Below are 26,634 nucleotides of genomic sequence, written 5' to 3' on the forward strand. Positions count from 1 at the left end.
AAATAAGAAGAAATTCACGAAAATTGCTTTTCAAATTTTTGTGAATTTTGGCTTATTTCCGAAGGAGTTGCTTCTGCTCCCACCGTTTATTCGTTTTTAAAGCATGAGACAAAAGTGTTTCTTACTTTTGTCCCACGCTCAATGATGAATGAACCAGAAAAGAGCAGCGGCGGATGTCACGGCTCTTTTTTTCTTTTTTAGAAAAGCTGTTTTACGAGAAGGGTTCATGGAAACTATGGTAAAATGAAGAGAACGAGGTGAACCAAATGAAAAGTCTACCAAAACCCTTATATGGGAAGCATGGAAAACGTGCCGTGCTTTTATTACATGCGTATTCTGGGAGTCCGAATGATGTACGAATGCTTTGCCGTTTTTTGGAAAAATCTGAGTATACAGTCTATGCTCCTTTATTTGAAGGACATGGAACACTGGACCCTGAAGATATTTTATCTCAAAAAGCGGAGAACTGGTGGAAGGACACACAAAAAGCGATTCAGTTTTTAAAATCAGAAGGCTTTTCTCAAATCGCCGCATTTGGCTTATCAATGGGAGGGATTTTTGCTGTTCGTGCATTGGCAGATGAGTCTTTGATCGGGGGAGGATTTTTCTGTTCGCCGATTTCTCCTGTGGAAAATCACGTACCAGAAAATTTTGAGAAATACGTTCGGCAAGTATTGAAATTTGCTGGACAGTCAGATGAAGCAATCGAAGCTGCAACAGCAGGTTTTAGACCAATGATACGCAGACAATTAGAAGAAATCCAAAATCAGGCAACAATTACAGAAGGAAAACTTTCTGAGATCCAATCGCCTATTTTTATGGCACAAGCGGGGCAAGATGAAATGATCGACCCCTATGGTGTGTTTGAGACCGCTAAAAAGATGGCTGAAAAAAGAGTGACACTTCAATGGTATCCCAACAGTAAACATGTGATTACTGTAGGTGATTCAAGAAGGATACTCGAAAAAGATGTGTTGGATTTCTTAGAAAATCTACCTTGGAATGAGGAATCAATATGACCAAAGAAACGTTGAAAGAAAAAATTATTTTCTTTATTGAAAGCAGTCGCAAAAAAAGCTTTTCAATGGAAGAAATTGCCCAAGGACTAGGGCTGGAAAAAAGTGAAGATTTCAAATTACTTGTACAAACGATCGCTCAGATGGAAAGAGAGCAAACGGTTGTCTTTACCAAAAAAGGAAAAGTGAAATTACCATTGCAGCCTATTTTAGTAGAAGGTACCTTTCGGGCAAATGAACGGGGGTTCGGTTTTGTGACGATCGATCCCGAAGAAGACGACATTTATATCCCTGAAGAGGCAACGGGTTATGCGATGGATGGGGATACAGTAGCAATCGATATCATCAAAACCGCAGATACAGCGATGGATCGTGGAGCTGAAGGAAAAGTAGTCGAGATCCGCAAAAGAGCCACTACACAACTTGCTGGAGAATTCGTTGCTTATCCCGAAGAAGAAATCAAAGAAACAGATCTATATGGTGTAGTTATCCCTAAAGATAAAAAAATGAATCAATTCAAAATCTACGCTGCCGCAGAAGGAATCCGTCCTGTTGATGGTAGTATCGTAATGGTCGAATTGACCCATTATCCAGAAAAAAACTATGCCACAAGTTTAGAAGGAATCATCAAACAAGTCATTGGGCATAAAAATGATCCAGGTATGGACATCTTATCCATTGTGGTCTCTAATGGTATTCCTACGCAATTTCCTGATGATGTCTTAACAGAAGCTGACCATGTACCAGATGAGATCAGCGAGAAGGATCTCATCGGTCGTAAAGACTTGAGAGATCAGTTGATCGTGACGATCGATGGAGAAGATGCCAAAGACCTGGATGATGCAGTTACTGTAAAAAAACGGGCAAATGGCAATTATTTTCTTGGTGTCCATATTGCAGATGTGTCGTATTATGTGACACAAGGCAGCCAATTGGACCGTGAGGCCTACGAACGAGGAACAAGTGTCTACTTGACCGATCGAGTGATCCCAATGATCCCTCAGCGACTCTCAAATGGTATCTGTTCCTTGAACCCCCATGTTCCAAGATTGACGATGAGTTGTGAGATGGAGATCGATCCGACTGGAAAGGTGATTTCTCATGAGATTTTTCCTAGTGTGATCCAAACTACTGAACGTATGACCTATACAGCTGTCAACCAAATCTTAGAGGAGCAAGATGAAGCGGTCATGGAACGCTATGAACAACTCGTACCGATGTTCCAAGAAATGAAAGAGCTGCATGATATTCTTGAAGAGATGCGGATCCGTCGTGGTGCGATCTCCTTTGAAGACCGTGAAGCAAAAATACTAGTAGACCCAGATGGCCATCCAATGGATATCCAATTGCGCAGCCGAGGAGTAGGGGAACGATTGATCGAGTCCTTTATGTTGGCAGCAAATGAAACTGTCGCAGAACACTTCTATAAGCAGCATTTTCCATTCATTTATCGGATCCATGAACAACCGAAAGAAGAAAAAATGCAACGGTTCTTTGATTTTGCTTCGGCTTTAGGAATCGTCGTTCAAGGAACAAAAGGTTCGATTACACCGAAAGATTTACAAAAAGTCATCGAGCATGTAGAAGATAGACCAGAATCTGCAGTGATCAATACGATGCTATTGAGAAGCATGCAACAAGCACGTTACTCAGAAGACAATTTTGGACACTATGGGTTAGCAGCAGAATACTATACCCACTTTACTTCGCCAATCAGACGATATCCCGATCTGATCGTCCATCGGTTGATCCGTTCGTACGGACAAGATGCTAGTGATACAAACAAAACATATTGGGAAGGCGAGTTACCTGAGATCGCAGACCACAGTTCGAAAATGGAACGTCGCGCGGTAGAAGCGGAACGTGAAGTCGATTCAATGAAGAAAGCTGAATTCATGATGGATAAAGTCGGAGAAGAATTCGACGGCATCATCAGTTCGGTTGTCAAGTTTGGCTTATTTATCGAATTGCCGAATACGGTAGAAGGATTGATCCATATCAATGAATTGAAACAGGATTATTTCCACTTCATCGAAAATCACTTAGCTTTAGTTGGGGAACGAACTGGGTTGACTTTCAAAATTGGTCAGAAAGTTCGTGTCAAAGTCACGAAAGCTGATCCAGATGAACGAGCAGTTGATTTTGAACTCGTATCTGCGGAAGAAGTAGCATCCCTTGAACGACCTAAAACTCAGCGAAAAGGTAGACCCGTGAGCCGACAAAATAGAAATAGCGAACGTTCGGATAAAAAAGGGAAAAAGAATCCGCGCACGAACGATCGTAAAAATGCGAAATCAACCACAGGTAAAAAAGGGAAAAAACCTTTTTATAAAGGAATCAAAAAGAAAAAGAAGAAAAAATAACAAGTTATTCGTTTGGAGGAATGAACTATGCCAAAAGGCGAGGGGAAACTGATCGCGCAAAATAAAAAAGCTCGCCACGATTATTCGATCATCGACACAATGGAAGCTGGAATGGTATTGCAAGGAACAGAGATAAAATCTATTCGGAACAGTCGGATCAATCTTAAAGATGGGTTTGTCCGAGTACGTAATGGGGAAGCGTATATGCACAATGTGCATATCAGCCCCTATGAACAAGGAAATATTTTCAATCATGATCCATTACGGACAAGAAAACTGTTACTCCACAAGAAACAGATTGCACGTCTTGAAAATGAAACGAAAAATACTGGGGTCACGATCGTACCGTTGAAAGTATACTTACGCAATGGATACGCAAAAGTCCTCATTGGGCTTGCGAAAGGGAAAAAATCGTATGACAAGCGAGAAGACTTGAAGAGAAAAGATGTGGATCGTCAAATTGATCGAACATTAAAAAATTTCTCTAGATAATTTCATTATCCTTTTTCGCATATTCGGTGCTTTTAGTTTTACTTAATGATAAAATTTGTTAGCATTTAATCTGATAAAGCATGATTATCACAGGTTTTTTCTGTATAATACCACGATGGATTTCTTTGAGATTTAGACATTTTTTGACTGAAATAAAAAAGTGTCTAATTTTCATGAAAATGTTTTGAATTTTCTGTTTCATGGTGGTATGATACCGTTTGGTTAGAAAACGATTTAGAAAAACCAGATGTACACATGAATTTGATTTTATGTGAATTTCAGGGAAAAGAGGTGAAATGGATTGGATGAACGCTCGCTAACCTTCCATATTGGACCTGTTTGGTTTGATGGTACAGTTTGTATGATGGTGTTATTGACCTGTTTGATCGTCTTCTTTTTGGTTTACTTCTTTACTAGGAACCTTAAGATGAAACCAACTGGAAAACAAAATGCGATAGAATGGGTCATTGACTTTGCCCGAGGAATCGTAACAGATAACTTGCCTAGAAAAGAATTAAACAATTTCCATTTGTTGGCATTCACGTTGTTTTTATTTATCTTTGTTGCGAACAATATTGGTTTAGTAACGAAAATCGTCTTACCGAATGATACGACACTTTGGAAAAGTCCGACGGCAGACCCATTTATTACTTTAACATTGGCATTTATAATGATCACTCTTACTCATCTATTTGGGGTGAAGAAACTCGGCTTCAAAGGGTATTTCGTAAATTCGTTCCTAAAACCATATAGTTTCATGTTTCCAATGAAACTGATCGAAGAGTTTACGAACCTATTAACACTTGCTTTACGTCTTTATGGGAATATTTACGCGGGGGAAGTTTTGCTAACCTTAATCGCCAGCATGATGAATAACATAGGTTGGTACTCCTTACCATTAGCAATTCCTTTAGAGATGATTTGGATTGCATTTTCATTGTTTATCGGAAGCATCCAAGCATTTGTCTTTGTTACTTTATCAATGGTGTATATGAGCCATAAGATTGAAGTAGAAGAATAACATCGTTTTTGAACAAACTACTTATCTATTTTAGGAGGAAATATATTATGAATTATATCGCAGCAGCAATCGCAATCATGGGGGCAGCAATCGGAGCTGGTTATGGTAATGGACAAGTTATCTCTAAAACCATCGAATCAATGGCACGCCAACCTGAAATGTCTGGTCAATTCCGTACAACAATGTTCATCGGGGTAGCCCTTGTTGAAGCCGTTCCAATTCTAGGTGTGGTTATCGCTTTAATTCTAGTATTTATGTAGTAAATTTACTCAATGAGGATGGGACGCATGTCACTAATCCTCTTTTCATTGCAGTGAATTGAAAAAGATGTAGAAAAATTAAAAAAGTTTCTTCATAAAATTAGAAAAAGGCGTTTAGGAAGACGAATTTCTTAAATGAGAGACGCATCCTTTACACCAGTTAGAAACACCTGAAAGAAAGGAAGGCTAGCCTATGCTGAATCAATTGGCAATTGCAGAAGTTGGTAATCCGATGTTAGGTAATATCATCGTTGTCAGCGGCTCATTTTTGATACTACTGGCCCTACTAAAGCATTTTGCTTGGGGCCCAATCAGCGATATTTTGAAAAAACGTGAAGATAAGATCGCCAATGATTTAGATTCTGCCGAACAATCTCGCATCAAATCAGCAAAAATGGAACAAGAACGTGAACAACAATTGTTAGCGTCTCGTTCAGATGCAGCTGATATCATTAAAAATGCGAAAGAAAGTGGAGAATTAAGCCGTCAAAATATTTTGAAGGATACGCAAGAAGAAGTAGCTCGTCTAAAAAGCAAAGCGCAAGCCGATATCACATTAGAACGTGACTCAGCTTTAAACTCTGTGAAAGATGATGTAGCTGATCTATCTCTTCAAATTGCGGCAAAAATCTTGAACAAAGAACTTTCTCCAGAAATGCACGAATCTTTAATCAATCAATATATCGAAGGTCTAGGTTCTTCAAATGAAACTAGATAAATATACTGTAGGCAGACGCTATGGTAAAGCATTGTTTGAACTGGCGATCGATTCAAATCGTGCGGAAGAAATTTACCAAGAGTTATTAAGTTTGCGACAAATCTATGCAGAAGTTCCGGAATTAGGAAACCTGCTTAGTGATGTCCGCTTAGAACCTCATGAAAAACGTCTAATTATGGATAAACTTGTTGCAGGCTTCGAGGGCACTGTGAAAAACTTTTTAGAAGTTGTTTACAATTACAATCGAATGTCTGATCTAACCTTTATGATCGATGAATACGAACATCGTTACAACGAACATAAAGGACTACTTTTAGGTAGTGTAAAAACAGCAGTACCGCTTTCTGAGGAACAGTTACAAAATTTAGAAAAGAATGTTGCAAAAACAATGGACTATCAAACAGTTGAATTAAAAGAAATCGTTGATTCATCTATTATTGGTGGGGCAATTGTTGAAGCCAACCATCGAGTGATCGACGGAAGCATTCGCACGCAATTAGAAAAAATGCGTAGTCAATTAAATAGATAGTACAAAGAGGTAGGTGAATCGAATGGCTATCAAAGCAGAAGAAATTAGTGCCTTGATTAAAGAACAAATTGAAAATTATCAAAACGTGCTTTCAGTCGAAGAAATCGGTACCGTTACTTATGTTGGTGACGGAATCGCTCGTGCACATGGTTTAGAAAATGCGATGAGTGGTGAGTTGCTTGAATTTTCAAACGGCTCATACGGAATGGCACAAAACTTAGAATCTAATGATGTAGGTATCATCATCCTTGGTGATTTCGAATCCATTCGTGAAGGAGACAAAGTAAAACGTACAGGAAAGATCATGGAAGTTCCAGTTGGGGACGCATTGATCGGACGTGTCGTTAATCCGCTAGGTCAACCAATCGATGGATTAGGTGAAATTGCAACAGACAAGGCTCGTCCAGTTGAAGCAATGGCACCAGGCGTTATGCAACGTAAATCTGTTAATGAACCAATGCAAACGGGATTAAAAGCAATCGATGCTTTAGTTCCAATTGGTCGTGGTCAACGTGAGTTAGTCATTGGTGACCGTAAGACAGGGAAAACATCAATTGCGATCGATACGATCCTTAACCAAAAAGGTCAAGATATGATCTGTATCTATGTTGCAATCGGTCAAAAAGATTCTACAGTTCGTACACAAGTAGAAACATTGAAAAAATATGGTGCGATGGATTATACGATCGTCGTGAATGCTGGAGCATCACAACCAGCTCCATTACTTTATATCGCTCCTTATGCAGGGACTGCTATGGGTGAAGAATTCATGTACAATGGAAAACATGTTTTGATCATCTTTGATGATTTATCAAAACAAGCCGTTGCTTATCGTGAACTTTCATTACTATTACGTCGTCCACCAGGTCGTGAAGCATATCCAGGGGATGTTTTCTACCTACATTCACGTCTGTTAGAACGTGCAGCTAAATTGAGTGATGAATTGGGTGGCGGTTCAATGACTGCTTTACCATTTGTTGAAACACAAGCTGGAGATATCTCTGCCTACATTCCAACAAACGTTATCTCGATCACTGACGGACAAATCTTCTTGGAAAGCGACTTGTTCTATGCCGGAACTCGACCAGCTGTTGACGCTGGGTTATCCGTTTCTCGGGTAGGTGGTTCTGCACAGATCAAAGCAATGAAAAAAGTTGCCGGAACTTTACGTCTTGATTTAGCAAGTTATCGTGAATTAGAAGCATTTACACAGTTCGGTTCTGACTTAGACGCTGCGACACAAGCAAAATTAAATCGTGGTCGCCGTACAGTTGAAATCTTGAAACAAAAACTTCATGCACCACTTGCTGTTGAAAAACAAGTAGTCATCTTATATGCTTTGACACATGGATTCTTAGATAGTATCCCTGTTGATAGTATTTTAGATTTTGAACATGAATTATTTGAATATCTAGATAATAACCATTCAGATATTTTTGAAACGATTCGTACAACGAAGGATCTTCCAGAAGAAGAAGCTTTGAATACTGCGATCCAAGAATATAAAGATATCTTTTTGGCGTCAAAAGGTAATTCTTCTTCAACAGAAGACAAATTGAAATCCATTCAAAATGCATAGTGAGGTGAGATGAATGGGCGCTTCATTAAATGAAATCAAGACTCGGATCGCTTCAACTAAGAAAACCAGTCAAATCACGCGCGCAATGCAAATGGTGTCCGCCTCTAAACTAACAAAATCTGAAGCTTCTTCTCAGAAGTTTCAGATCTATGCAAACAAAGTTAGAGAGATCGTGACCCATTTGACCGCAACGCAATTAAACGATATCGCCTCAGACAATCCTCGTGGAGACATCAACTACAACAGTATGTTGATCAGTCGACCAGTGAAGAAGACGGGGTACATCGTGATCACTGCGGATGGTGGTTTAGTTGGTGGCTATAATAGCTCGATCTTGAAGCAAACGATGTCCATTTTAGAAGAAGATCACCAATCACCTGACGATTACGTAATGATCGCAATCGGCGGAACAGGTGCAGACTTCTTCAAAGCAAGAGGAATCAATTTAGCTTACGAATTGCGTAATTTATCTGACCAACCAAGTTTTGATGAAGTTCGCAAGATCGTAGGAATGGCAACAACTATGTATCAAAATGAAGTATTTGATGAATTGTATGTATGTTACAACCATCATATCAATTCACTAACTAGTCAATTTCGGGTAGAAAAAATGCTGCCGATTTCTGATTTAGACCCTGAGGAAGCAACAACCTTTGAACAAGAATATATTTTTGAACCATCAAAAGAAGAAATCTTGGCTCAATTGTTACCTCAATATGCAGATAGCTTGATTTATGGTGCAATCGTTGATGCCAAGACAGCAGAACATGCTGCCGGTATGACAGCTATGAAGACAGCAACGGATAATGCCGCAACGATCATCGATGATCTAACGGTTTCTTATAACCGTGCAAGACAAGGGGCTATTACCCAAGAAATTACCGAAATTGTTGCCGGAGCTTCGGCACTAGAATAGTATTGAGATTGGAGGAAAAAAGATGAGTTCAGGCAAGATTGTTCAAGTAATCGGTCCCGTTGTCGACGTGGAATTTTCTTTAGACCAATCCTTACCAGATATCAACAACGCTTTAGTTGTTTATAAAAATGATGAGAAGAAATCGAAAGTTGTTCTTGAAACAGCGCTAGAATTAGGTGACGGTGTCATCCGTACAATCGCGATGGAATCAACAGATGGATTACAACGCGGAATGGAAGTCATTGATACAGAAAAAGCAATTTCTGTCCCAGTGGGTAAAGAAACGTTAGGTCGTGTATTCAATGTATTAGGAGATACGATCGATTTATCTGCACCTTTCCCAGAAGATGCAAAACGTAGCGAAATCCATAAAAAAGCACCAAACTTTGATGAGTTAAGTACAAGTACTGAGATCCTTGAAACTGGGATCAAAGTTATTGACTTGCTTGCTCCTTACTTAAAAGGTGGGAAAGTTGGATTATTCGGTGGTGCCGGTGTAGGTAAAACTGTATTGATCCAAGAATTGATCCATAATATCGCTCAAGAACACGGTGGTATTTCTGTATTTACTGGTGTTGGTGAACGTACACGTGAAGGTAATGACCTTTATTATGAAATGAAAGATTCAGGAGTTATTGAAAAAACAGCCATGGTGTTTGGTCAAATGAACGAACCACCAGGTGCACGTATGCGTGTTGCCTTGACTGGTTTGACGATTGCTGAATACTTCCGTGATGTTGAAGGACAAGACGTGCTATTGTTTATTGATAATATTTTCCGTTTCACTCAAGCCGGTTCAGAAGTTTCTGCCCTATTAGGTCGTATGCCTTCTGCCGTTGGATACCAACCAACGCTAGCAACAGAAATGGGTCAATTACAAGAACGGATCACTTCAACGAAAAAAGGTTCGATCACTTCGATCCAAGCAATCTATGTACCAGCCGATGACTATACTGACCCAGCGCCAGCAACAGCATTTGCCCATCTAGATGCAACAACGAACTTGGAACGTAAATTGACAGAACAAGGGATTTACCCAGCCGTAGATCCACTCGCTTCTTCATCAAGTGCGCTTGCTCCAGAAATCGTCGGAGAAGAACACTATAAAGTAGCGACGGAAGTACAGCATGTCTTACAACGTTACCGTGAATTACAAGATATCATTGCTATCTTAGGGATGGATGAATTATCTGACCAAGAAAAAGTTTTAGTTTCTCGTGCACGTAGAGTTCAATTCTTCTTGTCACAAAACTTTAACGTAGCAGAACAATTTACAGGTCTTCCAGGGTCATATGTACCAGTTGAAGAAACTGTCAAAGGATTCCGCGAAATCTTAGAAGGTAAATACGATGACCTTCCTGAAGAAGCATTCCGTAGTGTTGGTAGAATCGAAGACGTCGTAGAAAAAGCGAAAAAACTAGGCTACTAGAAAGGGGTGCCCCATGGATCAATATTTAACAGTTAACGTGGTTACTCCTGACGGTTTGGTCTATGATCACCATGCAGCGATCGTAGTTGCACGCACAACAGCCGGCGAACTCGGTATTCTACCTAAACATGCGCCCATCATCGTTCCTTTAACGATCGATGAAGTTCGTATAAAAAGAACTGACTCCGATACGCATGTCGACTGGATCGCAGTAAATGGCGGGATCATGGAAGTACGTGATAACGTTGTTTCTATCGTAGCCGATAGTGCGGAACGTGAACGTGATATCGATGTTTCTCGTGCGGAAAGAGCAAAACAACGTGCGGAACGACAAATCGAAGAAGCAAAAGAAAAAGAAGATACAAATGAATTGAAACGTGCAACCGTTGCTTTGCATCGTGCAATCAACCGAATCAAGGTTTCAAAACATTCATAGTCATAAATAATCAAGACAGCAGTGCTAAGGGATCAAGAAGAAAATTGCGAAACTCGATTTTTTAGATTTTGTGAATTTCAGCTTGCTCTTCCAAGTGTTTTCTGCTCTGATTGTTTATCCGTATTAGAACGTGGACAAAAGTATTTGTTACTTTTGTCCACGTTCTTTTTTTATTTAAAAGAAAAGTAACATGAGATGTAAAGTATTGGATAAACGTCTTTCTATATGTTCGCCACGCTCTTTTTTGGAATTTCCGAAAAAACTGACTTTTGGACACAGTTTATTAGGAATTAGAGTCTGTGGCAAACTTGATTTTTAGATTTGTCCCACATTCATTTCTTGAAATTTGTCAAGAAAAAAACAAAAAAATTATACTTTTTGCAATCAATAATTTCTCTATTCTTCCAATTTATGGTATCATCGTTTTGTTAGTTATCGTAAAAAAACAATTGTTAGAAAGGACGTAGCTATGCAAGTATACGGAATTGATGCGATTATCCGAATTGTTAGCCACTTAGCATTCATTTATTTAGCTTTTTGGTCTTTACGTTCTTTGCGCATCGAAACCTTTTTTAGAGCGATGCATAATACACAGATTCGCATGACGATTGTACTTTTTTCTATTTTTTTAGGGTATACGGCGAGTAATTTTTTCTTAGAGATCATCGCTTTGTGTCGCAACCTTTTCGTTAGCCTATTATTTTAAAAAAAGGTACTATTTTAAAAGAAGAAATGATATAATAGAAAAGATTTTGAGCAACTGTAGCTCATTGGAATTTTTTGGGGGGAACAACATGGAAGAGATCATCGTAAAAGGTGGCAATCAATTAAATGGAACAGTAAAAATCGAAGGAGCTAAAAATGCGGTTTTACCTATTTTAGCTGCTAGTTTATTGGCAGAAGAGGGAACAACCGTATTAAATAATGTTCCTATTCTTTCTGACGTTTTCACGATGAATCAAGTGATTCGTCATTTAAATGTCGATGTAGCGTTTGATGAAGAAATGAATCAAGTAACACTTGATGCCTCAAGACAGTTAGAAATTGAAGCACCTTATGAATATGTTAGCCAAATGCGTGCTTCGATCGTTGTAATGGGACCATTGCTTGCAAGAAATGGTCATGCGAAAGTAGCTATGCCAGGAGGATGTGCAATTGGTAAACGTCCAATTGATCTGCACCTAAAAGGATTCCAAGCATTAGGAGCTAAAATCATCCAAAAGAACGGCTATATCGAAGCTATTGCAGATCAATTGATCGGTAACACGATCTATTTGGACTTTCCTAGTGTTGGAGCAACTCAAAATATCATGATGGCAGCTGTAAAAGCAAAAGGAACAACAATCATTGAAAACGTAGCACGTGAACCAGAAATCGTTGACCTTGCCAATATTTTAAATAAAATGGGCGCCAATGTTTACGGTGCTGGAACAGAAACGATGCGTATCGAAGGTGTTGAACATCTTCATGCTGTGAAACATTCAATCGTACAAGACCGTATCGAAGCAGGCACATTCATGGTAGCCGCTGCAATGACTGAAGGAAATGTTTTGATCGCTGACGCTATCTCAGAACACAACCGACCATTGATCTCTAAACTGATCGAAATGGGTGCTAAGATCACTGAAGAAGAAGGCGGGATCCGTGTCGTTGGACCAAAACATATCTTGCCTACAGATGTAAAAACAATGCCTCATCCTGGATTTCCTACAGATATGCAAGCACAAATGACAGCAATCCAATTAGTTGCTGAAGGTACAAGCATGGTGACGGAAACAGTTTTTGAAAATCGTTTCCAACATTTAGAAGAAATGCGTCGAATGAATGCGCATGTAAAAATCGACGGCAATGTAGCCATCATGGATGGAAACCATGAGTTACAAGGTGCAGAAGTGTATGCAACTGACTTGCGTGCAGCAGCAGCTTTAGTATTAGCTGGCTTGAAAGCAAACGGGATCACACGTGTTCGTAATCTAAAATACTTAGATCGTGGCTATTATAACTTCCATATCAAATTGCAACAATTAGGTGCGGATGTTGAACGTGTTGAGAGTAACCAAGTAACTGCTGATAAGACAGCACAAACGATTGCTTAAGGACGTGGTTAGATGAGTACACAACGCTATATTTTAGTCAGCTTGGTCAAGATACTGCTCGTTGTCTTATTATTGATTCTCCTTTTTATTGCCGGTACGATGATCGGGTACGGAGTGATTGGTGAAGGCAATCCGCTTAAAGTTTTTCAACCAAGCTTATGGCTTCATATTCGAGATTTTTTTAGTTGAAGACTGATCTTACATTGTTCGTTTTAAAGTAAAAAAGAGGGTTCTTAAAATCGCTGATATAGCTATTTTAAGAAACCCTTTGTTTCGTTCGTCCTAAATAAAGTTAGGCAAAAAAAGGTTGAGTAAAGACCACCTGTATTCCCCTTATTAAATCAGAATAAGGAGCGAGGACAGAAGTAATTTATTCGGAAATAAACGAAGATCTCAAAGATCATGAACTCAGTTAGTGAAAGTTCCTTCTTGTTCTTTGAGGTTCACTACTTTTGTCTCCGCTTTTTATTGAAGTAGAAAAGAAATGGAGGAAAGAATATGAAAAAAATGTTGATTGGGCTCGTTCGCTTTTATCAGCGCTTTATCTCCCCTGCATTTCCTCCTAGTTGCCGTTATTACCCTACCTGTTCAAATTATATGATCCGAGCGATCCAGTCGCATGGAGCGATGAAAGGGACACTGATGGGGACAGCACGCATTTTACGCTGTCATCCGTTCGTCAAAGGTGGTATCGATTACGTGCCTTTAAAATTCCAATTGACAAGGAATAAAAAGGATAAGGAAATGCCACACTATAAAAAATAGTAAGGAGACGGTATGTTCACCACATTAGATAAGCAGCATCTTCCATGGGAGCTATTATTAGATGCAGATCCTGATAAAGAAAAAATCCAAATGTATGTAGATACGGGCTCCGGCTTTGTTTGGCAAGTAGCTGATGAGATAAAAGGGGTCATCGTGTACGATAATAGAGAGACAGAATATGAGATCATGAACGTTGCTGTTGCCCCTAGCGAGCAAGGAAGAGGAATTGGCCGTCAATTATTGCTTCACACGATCAAACATCTTAGAGAGGGTAAAAACGCCCAAAATAAAATAATCATTCGGACAGGTAGTGTGTCGTCTGCTGCCCTCCATCTTTATAAAAAAGTTGGATTTGTGGAAGTTTCCAGGGATATCGACTATTTTGTCAAAAATTATCCTGAACCCATCTATGAAGATGGGGAGTTGCTACGTGATCAAGTGACTTTGGAACTGATGATCTAAAAATAAAGTGCTTTCAAAAAGGCGCAGGATATTTTACAATAGACGTAGTAAGCAAAAAAGGAGAACAGACGAGCATGGGAATTTTAGCTTTTGATTTTGGCGGTTCTGCAGTGAAATATGGATATTGGAATGGCGTATCACTTGAGGGAACTGGACAATTTCCAACTCCCGATACTTGGGAAAAAATGAAAACGGATTTATACCAGATATATGACTCATTATCAGCTACTTTGAGCATCGAAGGGATAGCCATCAGTTCACCAGGTGTAGTGAACAATGAAAAACAAAGGATTGAAGGAATCAGTGCCATTCCTTATATCCATGGATTCAATATTTTTGAAGAGTTAGAGCAATTGTTTTGTCTACCTGTGACGATCGAAAATGATGCAAATTGTGCAGGGATGGCAGAATTTTACGAAGGTGCAGCGAAAGCATATCAAAATGTAGCATTTGTGGTGATTGGCACAGGTGTCGGTGGAGCAGTGTTCATGGATGGGAAGATCCATAAAGGGGCCCATCTATACGGTGGGGAATTCGGGCTGATGTTATTAGACAACAATCAAACATTTAGTCAGCTGGGAACTGCGGTAAGCATGGCTTGGCGATACTGTGAACGAAAAGGCCTAGCCAAAACGGCCTATAGCGGAAAAGAAGTATTTGCATTAGCTGAACAAGGCGATCAGATCGCTAAAGAAGAAGTCGACCGTTTTTACGATTATTTGACGAAAGGGCTATTCAGTATCCAATTTACTTTTGATCCAGAAGCAATTATCATAGGTGGCGGTATCTCAGCAAAAAAAGACTTGCTTAAAGAATTGAATCAACGGATGAAAAAATTGACCACTCGCTATGAATTGAATGATTTTGATCCTCAACTCTTGCTATGCGATTACCGAAATGAGGCGAATCTAATCGGGGCAGCAGCTAATTTTTTTGCAACAGCAAGAGGAGATTCGTAACAAATTTGCTGGGGGAAAAAGTCTTTTGGGCGTAGACGATGTATTCCCCCTTCAAATATGATAAACTATCATGGAGGTGGGAAAAAGATGTCAAAAAAGAATAAAGATATAGAAGTTCGTATTGAAGAAGTAAAAAAGAATATCAATGGAAAAACATATGAGGTCACACAGTTATTTATAGGCAAAAAATTGATCGGTGAAATTTTAGCTTATGGACCAAAAGAATTTGAGATTTTCTTTGGGGAAGAAGATTTTGGCAAAGAAAAAACCCTTGAAAATGCGATAGAAACAGTGATTCGTCACTGGAATCTGCATGACTAAAAAAATATCAAAAAAATTTTCAATAAAGGGTTGCAAAAATTTGGGAAATTAGGTATTATAACTAAGTCAGGTTGATACAGACCTTTTGGAGGAGTAGCGAAGTGGCTAAACGCGACGGACTGTAAATCCGTTCCTTAGGGTTCAGTGGTTCGAATCCACTCTCCTCCATTCATTGGGGTATAGCCAAGCGGTAAGGCAAGGGACTTTGACTCCCTCATGCGTTGGTTCGAATCCAGCTACCCCAGTTTTTACGAGTGATCATTGAGAATCGCTCTTTTTTTTTGCAAAAAACACCTTGTTTCTTGAAGATTCTGCCAATTTAAGCTAGAGTAAGTATAGAAGATAGAAATGGAGGCAGGAAAAATGAGATGGAAAGAAAAAGTTGATGAAACTGCAGAAAAGATCTATGATTTAATGAAATCAGAAAAATACAATGTGGAAGTCCATTTTCCAAAAAAATCTGATAAAGCTGTACAGATAACATCTAAACGCCCCACGAACCATACGAAAAAATGGCTATCAAAAAACCGCTAATAATAACAAAAATCTCTAGAAATCTTCTTTTTTACTGATTTCTAGAGATTTTGTTATTTAACGACTTCGATTCCTAGGACAGTCAAGTGTCCGTTACCGACTAATTTAACGACTAATGCGGCAAGTTCTTCGGGTGTCATATCTGTGTCACTTGTGATCCACCAATGAAGAGTACCAACAAAAATAGAAGTCATATATTCCGTGATGAAATCGATTGGAACTTCTAATTGGCTCTCTTTGATTTGTAAGTTGTTAAAAATACTTGCGTATTTATCATACAGAAACATTTCCAATTTTTTTCGAAATAATTCAATCGATGCTCCATCCATCGTAGTTAAGAAAAGCACTTTATTTTTCTGGATATTCACATAGATCGTTGTTAATGCACGAATGATATGGTTCAACTTGATTCGATTGCCATCAACCAATGGTTCTAAATCCAAAACAGACATAAAAACTTCAATGGCAATATCAAAGATCTGTTCATAAAGATCTTCTTTGTTTTTAAAATGGGCATAAAAAGTTGCTCGATTGATCATCGCTTCATCTGCGATGGCTTGGATCGTGATTGATTCATAATTTTTTTCTTTTTCTAGTAAGCGGACAAAAGCTTCCACAATCATTTTGTGGGTGCGCTTTACTCGAAGATCTGTTTTATTCCCCATAAAATTTCCTCGCTTATTTTTCGACATTTCACATTCTTTTGTTGCTTATCTCACAAACTGCGATAGTTTGCTTATTGCAAAAACTTAAAAAGGTACCTAAAATATACATAAGTAGTATAACAGACAATTTGTTATATATTCAACAAGGTGTCCGTTAAAAGAGAGTGGGAGAAAATATGAGTTTAAAAGCGGGGATCGATGTCGGTTCGACGACCGTCAAATTAATTGTAATAGATGAACAAGGAAAGACGATTTATTCTAAGTATGAACGACATTACTCAGATGTCAAAAAAGCAGCGTTACAAACATTGAGAGAAGCGCAAAAGTTGGTTGCTGAGCAGCCTCTTTCGATTGCAATCACAGGATCAGGTGGAATGGGATTAGCAGAGATGTTAGATATCCCCTTTGTTCAAGAAGTTATTGCCTGTACACGAACGGTAGAGGAAATCATACCGGAGACAGATGTCGCAATCGAATTAGGTGGTGAAGATGCGAAAATCACATTTTTTGAAGGCTCTTTGGAACAGCGGATGAATGGTAGTTGTGCAGGAGGCACGGGAGCTTTTATTGATCAAATGGCTTCTTTACTTAAAACAGACGCAAATGGAGTCAATGAATTAGCTAAAAATTACCAACAAATTTATCCGATCGCTTCGAGATGTGGCGTTTTTGCAAAAACAGATGTTCAACCACTGATCAATGAAGGTGCTGATCGTTCAGATATAGCAGCGAGTATCTTTCAAGCTGTCGTGAATCAAACCATTGCTGGACTTGCAGCTGGTCGTAAAATCAAAGGGAAAGTCGCATTTTTAGGTGGACCGCTTTACTTCATGTCTGAACTTCGTCAACGATTCATCGATACGTTGAATCTAGCCCCAGAAGATGTCATTTTTCCAGAAGATCCGCAATTGTTTGTGGCGATGGGCGCAGCATTTTATGCAGAAGAAGCTGAGCCAACCACAATGGCGAAACTCATTGACACGTTAGAAAATGGGAACCAAGCCCAATTAAATCCTTCCAAGACATTGACTCCTTTATTTAAAGATGAAAATGAACTTGCTCAATTTCGTCAAAGACATGCAAAAGCACAGGCTTCAGAAAAAAAACTTTCTGAACATCACGGTGTTGCATTTTTAGGCATCGATGCAGGATCAACTACAACAAAAGTAGTCTTGATTAATGAAGATGGCGATATCCTATTTTCTTTTTATGGCAATAATGAAGGTCAGCCTTTGGAAACAACGATGGCAGTTTTAAAAGACCTTTATGAACAGTTACCAGAAGATGTCTATATCGGAAAAGCAGCGGCCACTGGGTACGGTGAAGCATTGATCAAGAATGCACTCAAAGTCGATATTGGTGAAGTTGAAACAATGGCACATTATAAAGCTGCAAATTTCTTTCAACCAGGTGTTGACTTTATTTTAGATATCGGCGGACAAGACATGAAAGCTATGACTATCAAAGAAGGTGTGTTATCTTCGATTCAGCTAAATGAAGCTTGTTCTTCAGGTTGTGGTTCCTTTATTGAAACATTTGCCAAATCTTTGAAATATGACGTAAGAAGTTTTGCGCAAGCAGCAGTCGAGTCGCAAGCACCAGTTGATCTAGGTTCACGTTGTACTGTTTTTATGAACTCAAAAGTAAAACAAGTACAAAAAGAAGGGGCATCTGTAGGTGATATCTCTGCAGGACTTTCTTATTCAGTTATCAAAAATGCATTATATAAAGTAATCAAAGTAAGAAGACCAGAAGAACTTGGAGAAAAAATCGTTTGCCAAGGTGGCACTTTTTATAATGAAGCTGTGTTACGTGCATTTGAAATGATTAGTGGCAGAGAAGTCGTTCGTCCATCCATTGCAGGTCTGATGGGGGCTTATGGAGCTGCTTTGATTGCACTGGAAGATTACGAGATTGGTGATGAAAGTACGATTCTGTCTTTAGAAGAGTTGGCTCAATTTACTTCTGAAAAAGAATTCACTCATTGTGGTCTTTGTGAAAACAATTGTATGTTAACTGTCACTCTTTTTTCTGATGGACGACGTTTTATTACAGGAAATCGTTGTGAACGCGGTGCACGTATCAAAATCAAAAAAGAAGATAAAAAAGTCAACTTAGTCGATTATAAGTACCGTCGTTTGTTCAAGTACCGTCCACTTCGAAAAAAAGAAGCTGTCAATGGAACGATCGGGATACCACGTGTACTGAATATGTATGAAAATTATCCACTATGGCATACATTCTTTTCTGATCTAGGATTTAGAGTAACTTTATCTCCTCGTTCAAACAAAGAACTGTATGAACAAGGAATGGAAACAATCCCTAGTGATACGGCTTGTTACCCAGCTAAATTGACACATGGTCATATCCAAGCACTAATTGACTCGGGTGTCTCAAGAATCTTTTATCCAGGGGTCATCTTTGAACGTCCTGAATTTGCGGGTGCAGACAATCATTTCAATTGTCCGATCGTACAAAGCTATCCAGATGTCATCCGCAATAATGTCGATGATATCCGCGCAGGCAAAGTAGATTATCGCAATCCTTTTCTGAACTTAGCAAACGAAGCGTCTGTTGCAAAAGTCCTACATCAGACATTTTCTGATTTTGGTTTCACAGAAGAAGAAGTAGCTACAGCTTTGCATCATGGCTATGAAGAACTCGATTCTTTTAAACGAGATATCCAACAAAAAGGGGAAGAAACGTTAGTCATGTTGAACCAGAAAAACCAACGAGGAATCGTTCTTTCTGGCAGACCGTATCACCTAGATCCAGAAATCAACCACGGAATCGCTGAAGTCATCACACAAGAAGGATTCCATGTTTTGACGGAGGATAGTATTTCTCATTTAGGAGATGTAGGAAATCTTCGTGTGGTCAATCAATGGGTCTATCATTCACGTTTATATGCAGCTGCAAGGGTAGTCGCAAAATCGAAAAATCTTGAATTGGTTCAACTAAACTCATTTGGTTGTGGGATCGATGCGGTCACAACAGACCAAGTGGAAGAGATCATGGATCAATATGGCAAGATCTACACGGTGCTTAAAATTGATGAAGGATCGAATCTAGGTGCCATCAGGATCCGGTTACGTTCACTAAAAGCCGCAGTAAATGAACGAGAAAAACGACAATTTGAACCTGTAAAACGGTTTGAAGAACCTGAAAAAATTACTTTTACGAAAGAAATGAAGGAAAAACATACACTGTTATTACCGATGCTTAGTCCGATCCATCAATCAGGTTTAGTGGATGTTGCACTAAATGCTTCTGGATATCATGTGGTATGTCTACCAGCAGAAGACAATGAAGCAATCAATGTAGGCTTGAAGTACGTCAACAATGATGCTTGTTACCCTGCAATCATTTCGATTGGTCAGATAGTTGAAGCACTTGAAAGTGGCAAGTATGATTTGGAAAATACAAGCGTCATGATGACACAAACTGGTGGAGGCTGCCGAGCAACGAACTATATCCCACTTTTACGTAAAGCATTGAATGATGCTGGCTTTGGACAAATCCCCGTTGTTTCTATCTCAATGGGAAATCAAGGGGTAGAGTCTAATCCAGGATTCAAGTTTACTTTGCCTATGCTTAAACGTGTAGCTATTGCCTTTTTATATGGGGATCTCTTCGAAAGAGTCGTTTATCGCACGCGTCCTTATGAATTGGAAGAAGGCAGTATCGATCGATTGCATCAAGAGTGGCTGAAAAAAGTAGAAAAGAATGTGCGTAACGGTTCAATCACTTTATTCAACAGCAACATGAAAAAAATCATCCAAGCGTTCGATACCGTTCCGATTTCTTCTGAAAAGAAACCCAAAGTTGGTGTAGTTGGCGAAATTTTAGTGAAATACTCACCTACAGCGAACAATGATATCGTTCGATTATTAGAAGCAGAAGGTGCTGAAGCAGTCGTTCCAGACATCATCGGCTTTATGAACTATTCGTTGTATAACCAAATTTGGAAGTATGAACAACTTGGAATGTCAAAACAAAGTAAATTACTTGCTCAATTTGCAATCAAAATGATCGAATGGATCGAAAAACCAATGGATAAAGCATTGCGCAAATCTGAACGTTTTGACGGAATCCAATCGATCGATGACTTGGCGAAAGATGCTAGCCAGATCCTTTCAATCGGGAACCATACAGGTGAAGGGTGGTTCTTGACTGGTGAAATGATCGAATTGCTAAAAAATGATGTGCATAATATCGTCTGCATGCAACCTTTTGGCTGTTTACCAAATCATGTCGTGGGCAAAGGAGTGATCAAAGAATTACGTCACCGCTACCCTAATGCGAATATCGCAGCCATCGATTATGATCCAGGTGTATCCATCGTCAACCAGTTGAATCGTATCCGTTTGATGATGGCAACAGCAAATAAAACGTTGGAGAAACAGAAAGCATGAGCGTACATTTCCACTTCTGAATAGTAAAAAATATTTTTTGAAACAGTTCTATTGTGACGATGAGGCTAAGACAGAAGCGTTCAACCCAGAGAAATAAGTAGGGATTCATGAAAATTGCTTTTTAGCTTTAGATGGGTTTCGACTTATTTCAAAAGGAGTTGCTTCTGCTCCCACCGTTTCGAGAAGAGATCGAGAAAAAAGTCGTTTAGGTTTGAGAAATTGGAGAGAAAAAGGAACAATACGTTTTTTGTATTGTTCCTTTTTTTGGGAAAAGCCAAGATCATCGAAAGATTGCAAAAAAGAGGGGATTTAGCTAGAAGTGGTACTCTTTTCGGTTGTGAATCAGGTATATACCAGTTATAATAGAAGAAACGAAAGGACGGGTATACGATATGTCGAATCAATTACCAGTATATATACAAATTCATGATCAGATCAAAAGTGAAATCGAACAGGGCATCTGGAAAATCGGTGATCGTCTTCCTTCTGAAAGAGAATTAGCTGTAAAATTCAATGTCAGTCGAATGACTTTGAGACAAGCGATTCAGAATCTAGCTGATGAAGGGATCTTAGAAAGAAAAATCGGTTCGGGTACATATGTCGCGCGTAAAAAAGTACAAGAAAAGATGACAGGTGCGACAAGTTTCACTGAAATCATGGAATCGCAGAACCGAGTACCTTCCAGTCGAACGATTTCTTATTTTTTGACATCTCCTAGTTCTAGTGAGATGGAAAAATTGAATCTGCAAAAAGAAGACACGATCTTACGTATGGAACGTATTCGTTACGCAGATGATATTCCAATTTGTTTTGAAGTAGCAAGTGTTCCTCAAAAAATCATCGATGCATACAGCAAAGCTGAAATAACCGAATCGCTTTATCGAACGCTTGAAGAAAAAAGCGGAAATAAGATCGGGGCAGCAAATCAAACCATCACGGCTGTGTTAGCATCTGAAAAGATCGCTGAGTATTTGGAGATCAAAAGAGGGGATGCGGTGTTGCGTTTGAGACAAATCTCTTATTTTGAAGACGGCACGCCATTCGAGTATGTACGTACGCAGTATGTAGGCAATCGTTTTGAATTTTATTTAGAAAAATAGTAGCAGGACATCTATTGGATAAAGGCTAGAACAGAGGTATTTAACTTCAAGGATCAAGTGGAAGGAGTTAAACATTTCTGTTCTAGCCTCTTTTTTGAAATTTCCGAAAAAAATGACTTTTGGACACCGTTTATTGAGAATTAGAGTCTGTAGCAAAACTGGTTTTTAGATTTGGCCTACGCTATTCATTTTTTGAGTGTCGACAAACAACAAACGGGTCACTTGACTTATTTATTGATCAGTTGTTCATGATAAGAAACAGCACCATCGGTAAATGAGACTTGACCGTTCATCAACTCAATGATGGATTCTTTAAAAGAAGCCACGCTATCTTCTGTGACCAAACAAACTACAGTCACTTTATCTGTATAATTCGTTTCTTTGATCGTTAGCTGATTGAGTGTAAGATAGTTTTCTAATTTGCCTAATTGAGGATAGGTGATATGAACGGAAATCTCTTGTTGCAAGGTCCCTTTTACGATCCCAATCTCTTCTAAAGCATGTGAAACAGCATGCGTATACGCTCTGATCAACCCCCCAGTACCAAGTTTTGTACCACCGAAATAGCGGGTAACGACCGCTATAACATTGATCAGTTCATTTTTTTTCAGCACTTCCAACATCGGTACACCAGCCGTTCCACTTGGCTCGCCATCGTCACTGCTTCTTTGGATCTCATTTTTTTCTCCGATCACGAATGCGCTACAATGATGATTTGCTTTCCAATGTTCTTTTTTTATTGCTTGAATAAAATCTTTTGCTTCCTCTTCACTTGTGACTCGTTTGAGAGAGCAGATGAAACGTGATTTTTTGATTTCGATTTCACTTTGTCCGTCTTCTTTGATCGTTTGATAACTATGAAGCATGGTACTCACCTCTTTCACATTACAGTCAATAGTAAAAGTATAATGAATTCAGTCCATTGTTTCAACATTTATAACGCTTGCGAAATCGGAAGAGTGTGCGATAATAAAAGGAGAGAGGTGAGATGGGGATGAAAGAACGTACAAAAAAATATGATGCCATTACGCAATATTTAAAAAACAATGGCGGCTCGCAAATTACTCTGACATTTACTCAAATCGATGAACTGCTCTTTCCCAGTTATGGCCTCCCTAAATCTGCCAGACAAAGTACTGATTGGTGGGCGAATGATTATAAGCATCCTGAAAAAGGTGCATATGGTTGGATAAATGCTGGTTACGAAGTAGTTGTAATCAATCTAAAAAAGGAATATGTTGTTTTTAATCAGCTAGTTAAATCAAGTTGGTTATTTGATTGAATGAAATTTTAAGAAACCGTTGACATTCTCTTCCTATTTTGTATAATAGGCACACAGGCGAAAAGAAAACGCTTGCTTTGTAAAAAGGAGAGAGTAAAATGACAAAGAAAACAATCATGCTCGTATGTTCAGCTGGGATGAGTACCAGCTTACTTGTAACAAAAATGCAAAAGGCTGCTGAAGAAGAAGGAATCGACACAGATATTTTTGCAGTATCCGCTTCTGATGCAGATAATCATTTAGCCTCAAAAGAGGTAGACGTTCTATTATTAGGGCCACAAGTTCGTTTTATGAAAGCTGACTTTGAAAAGCGGTTAGAACCAAAGGGGATTCCGTTAGATATCATCAATATGGCTGATTACGGTCTGATGAATGGCGAAAAAGTATTGCAACAAGCGCTTCGTTTGATCGAATCTAAATAATAAATTGGAAGCTGGAACAGAAGGGCTTACTTCTGCTCCACTGCTTATTCGAGAGTCTAGAATAAAAGTATTTCTTACTTTTGTCCTAGACTTTTTTTATGATCCTCTCGTTTTGGCATATTTAGTTATGGGAGGTGATTCGAGTAAATACTAAGCTTTACGGGAGGCGATTACTCACAAGAGAACTGAACGAAATGGAAGAACCGTCTTTTCAAACGATTCCCTATAAAAAAGTTCCAGCAGTTGTTTTGGAAAAAAATTGGCTCATCTGCGGTCGCTGTGGGACAAGAAACCGAAAAAAGAACTGTCGATTAACTGAGAACCTTTATTATTGTACCCATTGTCTATTTTTGGGACGTTGTGATAGTAGCCAGCAGTTATTTTTATTTTGTCAGCCGTCATTACCAAAACGTCCCGTTGCATTTGCTTGGACTGGCCAACTAACCTTTTTGCAAAAAACGATTTCAGATGCTATCGTCAACAGCCCAGAGAAACAGCATCATTTGATCTGGGCTGTCACTGGGGCAGGAAAAACGGAAATGCTCTATGAAATAGTGATGAAAACTTTAAAGATGGGTGGCAGAGTCGTCTTGTCTTCTCCAAGAGTGGATGTCTGCAATGAATTATTTCTCCGTTTTGATAAAGTATTTCCAGAAGAAAATATTTTGCTACTTCATGGAAAAACAAAGCTACCTTACCGATTTAGCCCATTTATGATCTGCACGACACATCAACTTTATCGTTTTTATCAAGCTTTTGATTTGGTTGTGATTGATGAAGTGGATGCATTTCCTTACGCAGACGATCAAGGACTTTCTTTTGCTGTGCAGACTGCGATCAAGCCAACAGGTAGATTTATCTATTTAAGTGCTACGCCGGCTGAACGTTTATTAAAAGAAATCCGTATGGCGTTTCAAATACACCGTTTGCCTTTGCGTTTCCACCAGCGATTACTTCCTGAACCAAAGCTATTTTTTTGGAATGCTTGGCAAAAAAAATGTCTGTCAGAGAAGAAGGTCCGCCCTTTGATACGCAAACTTGAACAGTTATTGGCACAAAATCATGTATTGCTTTTTTGTCCAAGCATCGAGATCATGGAACGCTTGACACGACTTTTGATGGGAAAAATGCCAGATTATAGAATAACAAATGCTTCTGCTCGCGATCCAGATCGCATAGCGAAAGTGGCGAAAATGCGAGAAAAAAAGTATGATATCCTACTGACAACGATGATTCTTGAACGAGGAGTGACTTTTGAAAAAGTCTCAGTGGTCGTTTTAGGGGCGGATCATCGTGTATTTACAAAATCCTCATTGGTACAGATCGCTGGGAGAGCAGACAGAAAAGGCGCTTTTTCGAATAGTGAAGTGTACTTTTTCTATGAAGAAAAAACAATAGCTATTATACAAGCTTGTCGCGAAATTAAAGAGATGAATAAGCAAGGTAAAAGATTGCGAGGTCAAAAATGAAATGTTGCTATTGTCATTGCCGTTTGATACACGACTTAAGCATCAAGGAAATTTTTTGGCGAGTAAAAAAAGTTCCACAGTTATGCAGTGATTGTACTGCGTTGTTTCAGCAAATTCCTAAACAAGGAAGATGTCCGCGTTGCGCAAAGCAGATCATGGATAAAAGTAAAATTTGTCAGGACTGTTTAACATGGCAAAATAAGTTCCCTGTTTATGATTTTGTCCATCACGCTTTTTTTGTGTACGATCCTGCCTTTCAAGAATGGTTGAATCAGTATAAGTTTATGGGAGATATCCGCCTTTCAGGAACATTCGCTGCTTACTGGAAAAATTTACAAAATCAACACCCAGAAGCCATTTTTTGTCCAGTTCCTCTATCAAACGAACGATTAGCTGAGAGAGGCTTCAATCAAGTGAGTGAAATGCTAGTAGCAGCGGAGGTTGATTATCAGATGTTAGTGACTCGTATCCATCACTCAAACCCACAAGCAAAAAAAACAAGAAATGAGCGATTAGCCAGCATCCAACCATTTGGTATTACGGTCGATCCGTCTGTAATAAAGGGGAAAACTATTTTTGTGATCGATGATGTTTATACGACTGGGCAGACGTTATTTCATGTAGCCAGTTGTCTTTTGCCTCATCAACCAAAGAAAATCCGGACGTATTCTTTAGCGCGATAAATAAATATTAGAAACTGATGGAATTGATAGCGATTTAGTTTGCAAATACATTAGAGTTCGATATAATAGTATTAAGAAGAGGGAAAGAGTGGTCCTTCTCCTTCTTGATTGTGGTAGACGAAAGGGGTAATTTTTATGTTTAGATATAATGTACGCGGTGAAAATATCGAAGTGACTGAAGCGATTCGGGACTACGTTGAGAAAAAAGTAGGAAAATTAGAACGTTACTTCAGTGACGCACCAGATGCTACAGCCCATGTAAATTTAAAAGTTTATACTGAAAAAACAGCGAAAGTGGAAGTAACCATTCCATTACCTTATCTTGTATTACGCGCCGAAGAAACTTCACCAGATCTATATGCAAGTATCGATTTGGTCGTTGATAAATTGGAACGTCAAATCCGCAAATTCAAGACAAAAATCAACCGTAAATCTCGCGAAAAAGGAATCAATGCAGCAGATGCGGCGGTTTTATTCAATAATGAAGCTGATGGAAATGAAAGTGATTCTGAATTAGATATCGTTCGTACGAAACGCTTGTCATTGAAACCAATGGATAGTGAAGAAGCGGTTTTACAAATGAACATGTTGGGTCATAATTTCTTCATTTTTGAAGATGCGGACACAAACGGTACAAGTATCGTTTACCGTCGTAAAGATGGAAAATACGGTTTAATCGAAACAGATTGATAAATAACAACT

General features: G+C 38.9%; 28 protein-coding genes and 2 tRNA genes. 28 read left to right on the forward strand and 2 right to left on the reverse strand.

The features are described 5' to 3' along the window. Positions 1-266: 266 nt before the first annotated feature. From FGQ66_RS02875 to FGQ66_RS15080, 21 genes are all read left to right on the forward strand, one after another. Positions 267-1,019 (forward strand): alpha/beta hydrolase, encoded by a 753-nt coding sequence (locus FGQ66_RS02875; RefSeq protein ID WP_081134244.1) that lies wholly within the window; start codon positions 267-269, stop codon positions 1,017-1,019. Then, positions 1,016-3,379 (forward strand): ribonuclease R, encoded by a 2,364-nt coding sequence (gene rnr, locus FGQ66_RS02880; RefSeq protein WP_138301647.1) that lies wholly within the window; start codon positions 1,016-1,018, stop codon positions 3,377-3,379. The genes FGQ66_RS02875 and rnr overlap by 4 nt, the downstream gene beginning before the upstream one ends. A gap of 27 nt (positions 3,380-3,406) precedes the next feature. Continuing rightward, positions 3,407-3,871 (forward strand): SsrA-binding protein SmpB, encoded by a 465-nt coding sequence (smpB, locus tag FGQ66_RS02885; RefSeq protein ID WP_005878455.1) that lies wholly within the window; start codon positions 3,407-3,409, stop codon positions 3,869-3,871. Between the two features lie 301 nt (positions 3,872-4,172). Beyond that, the gene (gene atpB, locus FGQ66_RS02890; protein ID WP_005878457.1) at positions 4,173-4,892 is read left to right on the forward strand and encodes a F0F1 ATP synthase subunit A; all 720 of its coding nucleotides are present in this window, start codon (positions 4,173-4,175) and stop codon (positions 4,890-4,892) included. Between the two features lie 47 nt (positions 4,893-4,939). Further along, positions 4,940-5,152 carry an ATP synthase F0 subunit C gene (gene atpE / locus FGQ66_RS02895; RefSeq protein ID WP_005878459.1) on the forward strand — a complete coding sequence of 71 codons (213 nt, stop codon included), beginning with the start codon at positions 4,940-4,942 and terminating at the stop codon, positions 5,150-5,152. Between the two features lie 193 nt (positions 5,153-5,345). Continuing rightward, positions 5,346-5,870: a F0F1 ATP synthase subunit B gene (atpF, locus tag FGQ66_RS02900; RefSeq protein WP_005878460.1), complete on the forward strand. Its 525-nt coding sequence runs from the start codon at positions 5,346-5,348 to the stop codon at positions 5,868-5,870. Then, positions 5,857-6,399, forward strand: coding sequence for an ATP synthase F1 subunit delta (gene atpH / locus FGQ66_RS02905; RefSeq protein WP_005878462.1), 543 nt, complete (start codon positions 5,857-5,859; stop codon positions 6,397-6,399). Before atpF ends, atpH begins: the two co-directional genes overlap by 14 nt. 22 nt (positions 6,400-6,421) lie before the next feature. Then, positions 6,422-7,978 carry a F0F1 ATP synthase subunit alpha gene (atpA, locus tag FGQ66_RS02910; protein WP_005878464.1) on the forward strand — a complete coding sequence of 519 codons (1,557 nt, stop codon included), beginning with the start codon at positions 6,422-6,424 and terminating at the stop codon, positions 7,976-7,978. Between the two features lie 13 nt (positions 7,979-7,991). Continuing rightward, the gene (locus FGQ66_RS02915) at positions 7,992-8,894 is read left to right on the forward strand and encodes a F0F1 ATP synthase subunit gamma (protein ID WP_005878466.1); all 903 of its coding nucleotides are present in this window, start codon (positions 7,992-7,994) and stop codon (positions 8,892-8,894) included. A gap of 22 nt (positions 8,895-8,916) precedes the next feature. Beyond that, complete coding sequence (atpD, locus tag FGQ66_RS02920; protein WP_005878468.1) at positions 8,917-10,323, forward strand: F0F1 ATP synthase subunit beta; 1,407 nt, start codon at positions 8,917-8,919, stop codon at positions 10,321-10,323. 13 nt (positions 10,324-10,336) lie between these two features. Then, positions 10,337-10,759: a F0F1 ATP synthase subunit epsilon gene (locus FGQ66_RS02925; RefSeq protein ID WP_005878470.1), complete on the forward strand. Its 423-nt coding sequence runs from the start codon at positions 10,337-10,339 to the stop codon at positions 10,757-10,759. Between the two features lie 469 nt (positions 10,760-11,228). After that, complete coding sequence (locus FGQ66_RS02930; RefSeq protein ID WP_005878474.1) at positions 11,229-11,465, forward strand: DUF1146 family protein; 237 nt, start codon at positions 11,229-11,231, stop codon at positions 11,463-11,465. A gap of 88 nt (positions 11,466-11,553) precedes the next feature. Beyond that, entirely contained in the window at positions 11,554-12,855 is a 1,302-nt protein-coding gene (gene murA, locus FGQ66_RS02935; protein WP_005878476.1) for a UDP-N-acetylglucosamine 1-carboxyvinyltransferase, read from the forward strand. 12 nt (positions 12,856-12,867) lie between these two features. Beyond that, positions 12,868-13,044, forward strand: a complete 177-nt coding sequence (locus tag FGQ66_RS02940; RefSeq protein WP_005878478.1) for a DNA-directed RNA polymerase subunit beta — start codon at positions 12,868-12,870, stop codon at positions 13,042-13,044. Positions 13,045-13,353: 309 nt separating this feature from the next. Then, positions 13,354-13,620 (forward strand): membrane protein insertion efficiency factor YidD, encoded by a 267-nt coding sequence (yidD, locus tag FGQ66_RS02945; RefSeq protein WP_005878480.1) that lies wholly within the window; start codon positions 13,354-13,356, stop codon positions 13,618-13,620. 12 nt (positions 13,621-13,632) lie between these two features. Further along, positions 13,633-14,082: a GNAT family N-acetyltransferase gene (locus FGQ66_RS02950; protein WP_113846076.1), complete on the forward strand. Its 450-nt coding sequence runs from the start codon at positions 13,633-13,635 to the stop codon at positions 14,080-14,082. 74 nt (positions 14,083-14,156) lie between these two features. Continuing rightward, on the forward strand, positions 14,157-15,041 hold the full coding sequence (locus tag FGQ66_RS02955; RefSeq protein WP_138301648.1) for an ROK family protein: 885 nt from the start codon (positions 14,157-14,159) through the stop codon (positions 15,039-15,041). Between the two features lie 87 nt (positions 15,042-15,128). Further along, a complete protein-coding gene (locus FGQ66_RS02960) occupies positions 15,129-15,362 on the forward strand; it encodes a DUF2969 domain-containing protein (RefSeq protein ID WP_104661008.1) in 234 nt (77 codons plus the stop codon). Positions 15,363-15,449: 87 nt separating this feature from the next. After that, positions 15,450-15,530: transfer RNA gene (locus FGQ66_RS02965), tRNA-Tyr, on the forward strand. Between the two features lie 5 nt (positions 15,531-15,535). Beyond that, a tRNA-Gln gene (locus FGQ66_RS02970) sits at positions 15,536-15,607 on the forward strand. Positions 15,608-15,725: 118 nt separating this feature from the next. Then, positions 15,726-15,896, forward strand: a complete 171-nt coding sequence (locus tag FGQ66_RS15080) for a hypothetical protein (protein ID WP_005880446.1) — start codon at positions 15,726-15,728, stop codon at positions 15,894-15,896. Between the two features lie 53 nt (positions 15,897-15,949). On the opposite strand, the gene FGQ66_RS02975 is transcribed toward FGQ66_RS15080, so the two are convergent. Then, positions 15,950-16,561 carry a TetR/AcrR family transcriptional regulator gene (locus FGQ66_RS02975; RefSeq protein ID WP_005880444.1) on the reverse strand — a complete coding sequence of 204 codons (612 nt, stop codon included), beginning with the start codon at positions 16,559-16,561 and terminating at the stop codon, positions 15,950-15,952. 176 nt (positions 16,562-16,737) lie between these two features. On the opposite strand from FGQ66_RS02975, the gene FGQ66_RS02980 reads away from it, so the two are divergent. Next, a complete protein-coding gene (locus tag FGQ66_RS02980; RefSeq protein ID WP_113846075.1) occupies positions 16,738-20,976 on the forward strand; it encodes a 2-hydroxyacyl-CoA dehydratase in 4,239 nt (1,412 codons plus the stop codon). A 392-nt stretch (positions 20,977-21,368) separates the two neighbouring features. Next, the gene (locus FGQ66_RS02990; RefSeq protein WP_005880442.1) at positions 21,369-22,076 is read left to right on the forward strand and encodes a GntR family transcriptional regulator; all 708 of its coding nucleotides are present in this window, start codon (positions 21,369-21,371) and stop codon (positions 22,074-22,076) included. Between the two features lie 227 nt (positions 22,077-22,303). Here FGQ66_RS02990 and FGQ66_RS02995 read toward each other — a convergent pair whose 3' ends face one another. Then, complete coding sequence (locus tag FGQ66_RS02995; protein ID WP_138301650.1) at positions 22,304-22,942, reverse strand: YigZ family protein; 639 nt, start codon at positions 22,940-22,942, stop codon at positions 22,304-22,306. 128 nt (positions 22,943-23,070) lie between these two features. Here FGQ66_RS02995 and FGQ66_RS03000 point away from each other — a divergent pair, with 128 nt between their 5' ends. The 5 genes from FGQ66_RS03000 (at position 23,071) to hpf (ending at position 26,622) form a co-directional block, all read left to right on the forward strand. Beyond that, a complete protein-coding gene (locus FGQ66_RS03000; RefSeq protein ID WP_025479974.1) occupies positions 23,071-23,358 on the forward strand; it encodes a DUF7662 domain-containing protein in 288 nt (95 codons plus the stop codon). Positions 23,359-23,456: 98 nt separating this feature from the next. Then, positions 23,457-23,780 carry a PTS sugar transporter subunit IIB gene (locus tag FGQ66_RS03005; protein ID WP_005880436.1) on the forward strand — a complete coding sequence of 108 codons (324 nt, stop codon included), beginning with the start codon at positions 23,457-23,459 and terminating at the stop codon, positions 23,778-23,780. A 137-nt stretch (positions 23,781-23,917) separates the two neighbouring features. Beyond that, positions 23,918-25,249, forward strand: a complete 1,332-nt coding sequence (locus FGQ66_RS03010; RefSeq protein ID WP_492767889.1) for an ATP-dependent helicase ComFA — start codon at positions 23,918-23,920, stop codon at positions 25,247-25,249. A gap of 155 nt (positions 25,250-25,404) precedes the next feature. Further along, positions 25,405-25,932: a ComF family protein gene (locus FGQ66_RS03015; protein ID WP_230315209.1), complete on the forward strand. Its 528-nt coding sequence runs from the start codon at positions 25,405-25,407 to the stop codon at positions 25,930-25,932. 135 nt (positions 25,933-26,067) lie between these two features. Continuing rightward, positions 26,068-26,622 carry a ribosome hibernation-promoting factor, HPF/YfiA family gene (gene hpf, locus FGQ66_RS03020; protein ID WP_005880431.1) on the forward strand — a complete coding sequence of 185 codons (555 nt, stop codon included), beginning with the start codon at positions 26,068-26,070 and terminating at the stop codon, positions 26,620-26,622. Positions 26,623-26,634 lie beyond the last annotated feature (12 nt).

This window comes from Enterococcus sp. BSD2780061688st2 D3 (assembly GCF_005844145.1).
Classification (GTDB): Bacteria; Bacillota; Bacilli; order Lactobacillales; family Enterococcaceae; genus Enterococcus_B; species Enterococcus_B durans.

Coding starts and splice junctions, on each gene's coding strand:
- atpD (WP_005878468.1), top strand. CDS start 8,917: ATGAGTTCAGGCAAGATTGTTCAAGTAATCGGTCCCGTTGTCGACGTG.
- rnr (WP_138301647.1), top strand. CDS start 1,016: ATGACCAAAGAAACGTTGAAAGAAAAAATTATTTTCTTTATTGAAAGC.
- yidD (WP_005878480.1), top strand. CDS start 13,354: ATGAAAAAAATGTTGATTGGGCTCGTTCGCTTTTATCAGCGCTTTATC.
- FGQ66_RS02960 (WP_104661008.1), top strand. CDS start 15,129: ATGTCAAAAAAGAATAAAGATATAGAAGTTCGTATTGAAGAAGTAAAA.
- atpE (WP_005878459.1), top strand. CDS start 4,940: ATGAATTATATCGCAGCAGCAATCGCAATCATGGGGGCAGCAATCGGA.
- FGQ66_RS02955 (WP_138301648.1), top strand. CDS start 14,157: ATGGGAATTTTAGCTTTTGATTTTGGCGGTTCTGCAGTGAAATATGGA.
- FGQ66_RS02975 (WP_005880444.1), bottom strand. CDS start 16,561: ATGGGGAATAAAACAGATCTTCGAGTAAAGCGCACCCACAAAATGATT.
- hpf (WP_005880431.1), top strand. CDS start 26,068: ATGTTTAGATATAATGTACGCGGTGAAAATATCGAAGTGACTGAAGCG.
- FGQ66_RS02875 (WP_081134244.1), top strand. CDS start 267: ATGAAAAGTCTACCAAAACCCTTATATGGGAAGCATGGAAAACGTGCC.
- murA (WP_005878476.1), top strand. CDS start 11,554: ATGGAAGAGATCATCGTAAAAGGTGGCAATCAATTAAATGGAACAGTA.
- FGQ66_RS02950 (WP_113846076.1), top strand. CDS start 13,633: ATGTTCACCACATTAGATAAGCAGCATCTTCCATGGGAGCTATTATTA.
- atpH (WP_005878462.1), top strand. CDS start 5,857: ATGAAACTAGATAAATATACTGTAGGCAGACGCTATGGTAAAGCATTG.
- FGQ66_RS15080 (WP_005880446.1), top strand. CDS start 15,726: ATGAGATGGAAAGAAAAAGTTGATGAAACTGCAGAAAAGATCTATGAT.
- FGQ66_RS03015 (WP_230315209.1), top strand. CDS start 25,405: ATGGATAAAAGTAAAATTTGTCAGGACTGTTTAACATGGCAAAATAAG.
- FGQ66_RS03000 (WP_025479974.1), top strand. CDS start 23,071: ATGAAAGAACGTACAAAAAAATATGATGCCATTACGCAATATTTAAAA.
- FGQ66_RS02940 (WP_005878478.1), top strand. CDS start 12,868: ATGAGTACACAACGCTATATTTTAGTCAGCTTGGTCAAGATACTGCTC.
- FGQ66_RS02915 (WP_005878466.1), top strand. CDS start 7,992: ATGGGCGCTTCATTAAATGAAATCAAGACTCGGATCGCTTCAACTAAG.
- FGQ66_RS02980 (WP_113846075.1), top strand. CDS start 16,738: ATGAGTTTAAAAGCGGGGATCGATGTCGGTTCGACGACCGTCAAATTA.
- FGQ66_RS03005 (WP_005880436.1), top strand. CDS start 23,457: ATGACAAAGAAAACAATCATGCTCGTATGTTCAGCTGGGATGAGTACC.
- FGQ66_RS02930 (WP_005878474.1), top strand. CDS start 11,229: ATGCAAGTATACGGAATTGATGCGATTATCCGAATTGTTAGCCACTTA.
- smpB (WP_005878455.1), top strand. CDS start 3,407: ATGCCAAAAGGCGAGGGGAAACTGATCGCGCAAAATAAAAAAGCTCGC.
- FGQ66_RS02995 (WP_138301650.1), bottom strand. CDS start 22,942: ATGCTTCATAGTTATCAAACGATCAAAGAAGACGGACAAAGTGAAATC.
- atpA (WP_005878464.1), top strand. CDS start 6,422: ATGGCTATCAAAGCAGAAGAAATTAGTGCCTTGATTAAAGAACAAATT.
- atpF (WP_005878460.1), top strand. CDS start 5,346: ATGCTGAATCAATTGGCAATTGCAGAAGTTGGTAATCCGATGTTAGGT.
- FGQ66_RS02990 (WP_005880442.1), top strand. CDS start 21,369: ATGTCGAATCAATTACCAGTATATATACAAATTCATGATCAGATCAAA.
- FGQ66_RS02925 (WP_005878470.1), top strand. CDS start 10,337: ATGGATCAATATTTAACAGTTAACGTGGTTACTCCTGACGGTTTGGTC.